The sequence below is a fragment of the Pseudomonas sp. HMWF006 genome (assembly GCF_003061205.1).
GTDB classification, from domain to species: domain Bacteria; phylum Pseudomonadota; class Gammaproteobacteria; order Pseudomonadales; family Pseudomonadaceae; genus Aquipseudomonas; species Aquipseudomonas monsensis.
In genome coordinates, this window is record NZ_QAIU01000322.1 from 1 (window position 1) to 6,824 (window position 6,824).

Consider the following 6,824-nt stretch of genomic DNA (forward strand, 5'->3'; position numbering starts at 1 on the left):
ATCCCAGCGAAAGCCCTGTAAACCCTCGCTCCGATCGAAATCACCCGGCCGATCGAACGCCCTGCGGTGTTTCGCCCTCCCCCACGCCCGTGTTTTTTTCCCTATAATGCCGCCCTAATCGGGTCAGCAATATTCCCTTACAGGGATCAAAGCCATTCTGAAGCCCCGCAGCAGCGTCAACGCTGATCTGCGCCCGTCAGAGGCTCTCGGAACCCCGAACAAAATTCTGTTTTATTGCCTGCCTTAGCTGCTGCAAAAAACGATTCCTTAAGATCCAACGCGGTCTGTACGACCGTGTGAACAACCAACCATCAGGTTTCACACGGGGCGACAGGCCCTCACGCAGGAGACGACACGTCATGCTGAGCTGGGACGAATTCGACAAAGAAGACAGTGAAGTAGCAGCAGTGAAAGGCGCCAACGCCGGCCACGCTTCTGAAGCCAACATGGACCGCCTCGACAACGCCGGCGGCGCCGCCGCGCTCGAAGCCCGCGCCGTGACCGCCGACGACTCGGCCGCCGTGGCTCGTGCCAAGGCTGCACTGAACTCCCTCGACGTCGCCGAAGGCCTCGCCGAACTCGAAGGCGCCTCCGCCCGTGTCGCCGTTGACGAAAAGCGCATGATCAACTGCCGCGCCGACCTCAACCAACTCGTGCCATTCAAGTACGACTGGGCCTGGCAGAAATACCTGGACGGCTGCGCAAACCACTGGATGCCGCAAGAAGTCAACATGACCGCCGACATCGCCCTCTGGAAAAACCCGGAAGGCCTGACCGACGACGAGCGCCGCATCGTGATGCGCAACCTCGGCTTCTTCTCCACCGCCGACTCCCTGGTTGCCAACAACCTGGTACTGGCCGTGTACCGCCTGATCACCAACCCGGAATGCCGCCAGTACATCCTGCGCCAGGCCTTCGAAGAGGCGATCCACACCCACGCTTACCAGTACTGCATCGAATCGCTGGCCATGGATGAAGGCGAAATCTTCAACATGTACCACGAGATCCCATCGGTCGCCAAAAAGGCAGCCTGGGGCCTGAAATACACCCGTTCGATCTCCGATCCGAAGTTCGAAACCGGCACCCCGGACACCGACAAAGAGTTGCTGCGCAACCTGATCGCCTACTACTGCGTTCTGGAAGGCATCTTCTTCTACTGCGGCTTCACCCAGATCCTCTCCATGGGCCGCCGCAACAAAATGACCGGCGTCGCCGAGCAGTTCCAATACATCCTGCGCGACGAATCCATGCACCTGAACTTCGGCATCGACGTGATCAACCAGATCAAAATCGAAAACCCACACCTGTGGGATGCCGAAATGAAGGAAGAAGCGACCCAAATGATCCTGCAGGGCACGCAGCTGGAAATCGAATACGCCCGTGACACCATGCCTCGCGGCGTACTGGGCATGAACGCAGCGATGATGGAGGACTACCTGAAGTTCATCGCTAACCGTCGTTTGAGCCAGATTGGTTTGAAAGAAGAGTATCCAGGGACGACTAACCCGTTCCCATGGATGAGCGAGATTATGGACTTGAAGAAAGAGAAGAATTTCTTTGAGACTCGTGTGATCGAATATCAAACTGGTGGTGCGTTGAGCTGGGACTAATGGTCTCGCTTGGCATGATTTGACGATTGCTGCCTGAGTCGGTGAATCGAGAAAGCAAAAAGCCCCTATCTGATCGGGGCTTTTTTTATGGGCGATCGGTAATCCTTCTTACGCCTACGTCACAGCGTTCAATCTCCTACAGCACTTACAGTCGCTTCCCATTGAAGCCTGCTACGAGCACTACTAAGCTCCATCACAGGTGCCTAAGAAACGCCCAACGTAGAAAGCTTGGTCAGTGACACAGACGTGTAATTCGTCGGTGGCAACTGCTCTGCTCGTTGGGATTTCTTAAGTCCACTCTACGTTGGGGTCAGGCCTCCCAAAATCTAAAACGTAGAGGTCATAGATATGTCTGATCCGCTCCCGGTAATAGTCTTCTCTCGCCACAATCTTTCTCTACATGCCCTTCTACTCGAAAACCAGCCATGGTTCTCCGCCCGCGATGTCGGCCGTTTGATGGGTTTCCATCTGAATGAGCGGGTGGTCAACAAGCTAGATAGCGATCAACGTCGCGTCTTGTGGATTGAGTACTTTCGAGAACCAGAACAGCAGTTGATGCTCAGTGAATCTGGGGTGTATGCGCTATTGGTGTATCACTACGTTCCGGGTAACCGGTTGTTACGTGAGTGGTTGACCAACGAGGTAGTGCCGACCTTGCGTGACGCTGCAGATTCGGGAGATTCAAATCGGCCAATGTTGAGTTTGTTGGATTGGCCAGAGATGTCGTTGAGTCTGCTGCATTGGCAGGATGAGGGGTGGATTAGGCTGCGGGACATGCCTTACCTGTTAAATGATCAGAGACAACGACGGACTAAGTTTGCAAAACCTTGGTGGCGGAGGGTTGCGCAGGCGTTTCAGTCTTCGAAGCATTCGATGGGTTAACGATGTGGTTGTAGGATCTCGCGAGATCTGTCGCTGTTTTTTGTAGGAATTTTCGTAGACAGCAGTGATGGCCACTCAGTATCGTCCGAGGGTTTTCAACCCTCGGCGACTGTATGGATACCTCGAAAGAAAAGACTGGCTGGAGCGATGAGGAGCTAGAGGCTTCGGTAGACGCTTATCTGAAGATGTTGACTCTTGAGCAGCAAAACCAACCATTCAAAAAGGCAGACGAAAACCGTCTATTGCGTGAAGGCCCGCTAAACAAACGCAGTGCCTCCTCTGTCGAGTACCGCATGCAGAACATCTCTGCGGTGATGGAGCAATTGGGGCAGCAGCGAATTACTGGCTACGTTTCGGCAAAGAACCTTGGTTCTGGCGTTAGTAAACGGATCAAGGAATTCCTCGCGAAGAAGGGCATCCACGCATTACGAAAAGGCGAACAGCGGACCATTACGTTTACTCCTCTTCAGTTGGTCGAGGTCAATGCGCCTCAAAAAAATGAAGTGCCAGTGGGTGTTCTAAACCCTAAAGAGACGACCTCCACTGTCGTGAGACTTGCCCGCGCCCAGAGCGTAAAAAAATGGGTACTCCAGCACTCCCGAGGCATTTGTGAAGGTTGCGGGCAAACCGCACCATTCGTTAGCGCAAACGGCCGCCCCTTTCTTGAAGTCCATCATGTTAAGCACCTTATTGATGGCGGAACCGACCGCATATGCAACACGGTCGCGCTGTGCCCGAACTGCCATCGTCGTTGCCACCATTCCAGCGATAAAAAAGAGTTCACCGCTGAGTTTTATAAGAAAGTCGAGCGGTTGAGGCCTGAATAGAGGATCAAACTTGTGCCGAGGAATCCCAGCATCCTAAAGGCTCTGCACTGACACCCAAATCAAACAGCGAAAACTCCCAACCTCATCCAAGACCCGTCCTACAGCCTCAATTCATCACCTTCGTTAACGTCGCCCGGCTTCTTTCCGGCGGACCGAAAAATGAACGAAAGGATGATCAGTGGCTGGCAAAAAGGATATTCCCCGGGTCAGGAACCCACCTTCAGGCGACGGGCATCACGTCACCTACCGGTTCATGAACGCGACCGAACTGGCAGAGCGCGAAGCCAGGCAGAACGCTTATGAGGCCATGCTGGCCCGGCAGGATGCGTTTGAGCGCAGTCGGCAGGCCGCTGTCAAAAAAGACGAGGCGGTCCGGGCCGGATGCGTTTTCGCGAAGTCTTGCAAGCTGCCGGACGCGATCATTGATTACTCTAATCCCTCCGGGATGGTGCCGACCGACAGCCTGAGGGATTACGGCGAATTCGCCTTGCTCGGTACCCGTGGGGCCGATGATGCCGGGCTGCAAAATCTGCAAACCATCAGCGGCAATACCGTTTCACTCGGCCTTGGGCGCCTTGCTCTTCGCAGCCCGACACTCGCCACGCCAACGGTAGGTCTCGGAGCAGCCATCGGCGCTACCGGTGCCGCACTCATGACCGGCATGGTCGCTTTGCTCTGGACGCCCAGCCTGGGTGACAGCGCTCTCTACACCGAAGAACAATTGCGCGTCCTCAAACAGGCCCGCACCCGTGTTCGCCTGCGCATCGAGCAACAAACCAACGGCGCGCTCAAAGGTTATGCCTTCTACACCGGCAAGAATCGCGAATGGGAAATGGTCGATGTCGTGAAGCTGGAAACTCGCGACAGCCAGTACGTCGCCAATCTGGGTGACGGCGTCGAGCTGATCTGGACACCCGCCGCAGACGGCTCCGACATCCTTGGCATTCCTGCTCTGGAAGCCGCCCCGCAGGCACCGCATATCTGGGTTTACCCGCCAACGAAAGCGGCGAACGACATCCTTATTAATCCGGTTTACCCACCGGAGTACAAGGATTTCATCCTGGTGTTTCCGGAGAGTTCGGGGGTAAGGCCGGTTTATATTGTGGTGAGTCTTTCTGATCACAAATATCATCCGGTACCCAAAGGATTAAGTGCGTTTCCCGACGCAACACCAGCAAAACAGAAGACCAGGGTCAAAGGACGAGGTACTCGTATGCGTTGGAAAACCAAGGATGGGCTGATTCTGGAATGGGATTATCAACATGGAGCTGTAGAGATGTACGACAAACGCGGTCGGCATCTGGGCGAATTCGATGCTGACACTGGTGAGCAGAACAAACCGGCCGATCCAAAAAGAAGGATAGAACCATGACTCACGTAATTTATGCGTTTGATCGTTCCACCGAAGCTCTGATTTTCGAAGTGCCTATCTCGGCAGAGAATATCGAGCAGCTGCGAGTCATCATGAAATGGAATGACGCAGAAGACGAACTCTACGGTTACGATCTTGATTTTCAGCAGCTAGCACAATTGGAAACGTTAACCGGAAAATCTTTCTACGATCCTCAATACGATTACCAACTCGCCAGCTATGGAAATTAAAAGTTCAGGGCCGCTCAGCGAAGGCACGAGAACAGTAGATCTATGATCTATCTAATCGAGGCATTTGATAGAGGAAGCGGTTTCCTGGCATTTGAAATAGAACTCCCAAGTGGATCAGACCAGACGATAAAAACCATCATGGGTTGGACGGAGGAGCAGGAAGGATGGGAGGGATACGATCTCTCGCACGGACAGCTTGGAGCCTTGGAAAGGCTATTGGGGAAGGAAATTTATAACCCTGCTTATAAATTTCAGCTCAGCTGCAATGTGTAACCGATGGTTCTGACGCCGGTAAATGCAGTCGCCAAACAAGTAACCTACAGCGCTAAAAATTCGCGTTTGCCGGGTTTGGGGCAGCTTCGCTGCCCATCGGGGATAAATCCCCTCACCACAATTCAATGTGTTGCTGCTGGGTGGGTGTCTGGATTCTAAATTGAGTTGATGCCACCAATCGCCAGCAGGCTGGCTCCCACAAATCCAGCATCATCCTGAAAACAATCAGTGCAAGCCGCGCCACCTCCCGCTATTAATACCCCTCCCCCACTCAAGGATCCGAGCCCTGCCATGAAATTCGATCTCGCCTACTGCCTCAGCCTCGACGACAAGTTGTCGATCTATGACGTTCGCGATCTCAATTTTGATGAGACGGTGGCGTTCGACTCGGCCAAGGAGCATTTCCAGTGCCCCAACGATGCCTGTCGCTCGGCGTTCGATGCATCTAACGAGTTGGGCACGTTCAACGCCAAGAACGTGAATTACGTGCGCACGCCGCACTTCAAGAACTTGCCCACTACACAGCATGTAGCGGGTTGTCCGTATGTGAGTTTGAAGGCGTCGGCATCTGGCGTTGAGACGGCGGATGGCGAAACGGATGACGGGCGTGAGGAACATTTCCCATCAGAGTTGTTGCTGACGCGCCGTGAGTATGTGCGCAAGCCTGCTGCGCCCGCGGGGGCGGCGGATGTGTTGCGGGATGATCCGGTGCGGGTGGCGCAGGTGAACTCTAAAGAGTCGCCGGGGCGTGAGACGGCGCCGGACAAAACCAGTGTGTTTGCGCATCCGGTGGAGTGTTTTGTGTCTAACTTCGCCGACAAGGAGTTGCTCAAGCGCATGCCGTTGAAGATCGGTGAGCACACGGCGCCTTATGGCTCGTTCTTCAAAAAGATTGAGTATCTGACGGACAACAAGGGGCTGATTTACTGGGGCAAGATCAAGGAGATCAAGGATTACACCCAGAGTTTTCGCATCGACTTCGAGCAGAAGGTCTGGTTCAAGCAGGCAGATGAGGCGAAGAAGAAGCCGTATTCGGTGAACGTGTACTTGAGCAAGAAGCTGATCGACAACTACCGCAAGCGCAAGGCGTTTCTGGAAGAGATCAAGCACGCGATCGACAGCGACAAGGAGTTGTTCTGTTTCTTCTATGGCGTGACGCCGGAGTTGAAGCAGGTGCCGAGCAAGAAGAACCCCGAACAGACGTTCGGGGTGTTCAGTGCCAACATCGAGAACCTGGATCACTTCATTGTGCGGGAAGCGCCGGGGTTGGCGTGACGGTTAGTCTTTGGGCAGTTGCAGTTCGACCGCGCCCGGGTGTTGTTTGACGACGGAGTACGGCAGGATCGACCAGTCTGGCCTGTCGCAAGAGCGTTGTACGCGAGCGAAGTAGGCGCCCAGGTACAGGCCCTTATCAGTGAAGTACCACGGCGTAGTTCCCCAGATGCTTTCATCTGTGAAATCACAGTCGTCATCTTGCGCCGGTTTCTTCATTTCCGTGGGGTACAGGGCGGTGAATTGCTGGATGACCCAAGGCACCAGCTCTTTGCTGACATACCGATAACGCGCGTCACTTTCGGCCTCGCTCAGCGGTTTGTCGCCCAGGCTGTCGCGCTCGGCATGTAGCAGTGGT

Annotated in this window: 7 protein-coding genes and 1 pseudogene; 7 read left to right on the forward strand and 1 reads right to left on the reverse strand. The window is 54.4% G+C overall.

Annotation, left to right across the window (positions count from 1 at the left end; all coding sequences use genetic code 11):
* Window positions 1–359 precede the first annotated feature (359 nt).
* The 7 genes from DBR24_RS13115 to DBR24_RS13145 all read left to right on the forward strand — a co-directional run bounded on the left by DBR24_RS13115 (window position 360) and on the right by DBR24_RS13145 (window position 6,469).
* On the forward strand, window positions 360–1,610 hold the full coding sequence (locus DBR24_RS13115) for a ribonucleotide-diphosphate reductase subunit beta (RefSeq protein WP_095126160.1): 1,251 nt from the start codon (window positions 360–362) through the stop codon (window positions 1,608–1,610).
* 348 nt (window positions 1,611–1,958) lie between these two features.
* Complete coding sequence (locus DBR24_RS13120) at window positions 1,959–2,492, forward strand: Bro-N domain-containing protein (RefSeq protein ID WP_128614972.1); 534 nt, start codon at window positions 1,959–1,961, stop codon at window positions 2,490–2,492.
* Between the two features lie 113 nt (window positions 2,493–2,605).
* Window positions 2,606–3,319 carry an HNH endonuclease signature motif containing protein gene (locus DBR24_RS13125; RefSeq protein WP_128614973.1) on the forward strand — a complete coding sequence of 238 codons (714 nt, stop codon included), beginning with the start codon at window positions 2,606–2,608 and terminating at the stop codon, window positions 3,317–3,319.
* A gap of 178 nt (window positions 3,320–3,497) precedes the next feature.
* Entirely contained in the window at window positions 3,498–4,691 is a 1,194-nt protein-coding gene (locus DBR24_RS13130; RefSeq protein WP_128614974.1) for an S-type pyocin domain-containing protein, read from the forward strand.
* Window positions 4,688–4,921: a hypothetical protein gene (locus DBR24_RS13135; RefSeq protein ID WP_128614975.1), complete on the forward strand. Its 234-nt coding sequence runs from the start codon at window positions 4,688–4,690 to the stop codon at window positions 4,919–4,921. The genes DBR24_RS13130 and DBR24_RS13135 overlap by 4 nt, the downstream gene beginning before the upstream one ends.
* A gap of 42 nt (window positions 4,922–4,963) precedes the next feature.
* Entirely contained in the window at window positions 4,964–5,194 is a 231-nt protein-coding gene (locus DBR24_RS13140; protein ID WP_128614976.1) for a hypothetical protein, read from the forward strand.
* Between the two features lie 291 nt (window positions 5,195–5,485).
* The gene (locus DBR24_RS13145) at window positions 5,486–6,469 is read left to right on the forward strand and encodes a hypothetical protein (RefSeq protein ID WP_128614977.1); all 984 of its coding nucleotides are present in this window, start codon (window positions 5,486–5,488) and stop codon (window positions 6,467–6,469) included.
* Window positions 6,470–6,472: 3 nt separating this feature from the next.
* Here the strand turns inward: DBR24_RS13145 and DBR24_RS32105 are convergent.
* Window positions 6,473–6,824: pseudogene (locus DBR24_RS32105) on the reverse strand (hypothetical protein); the annotation flags it as partial.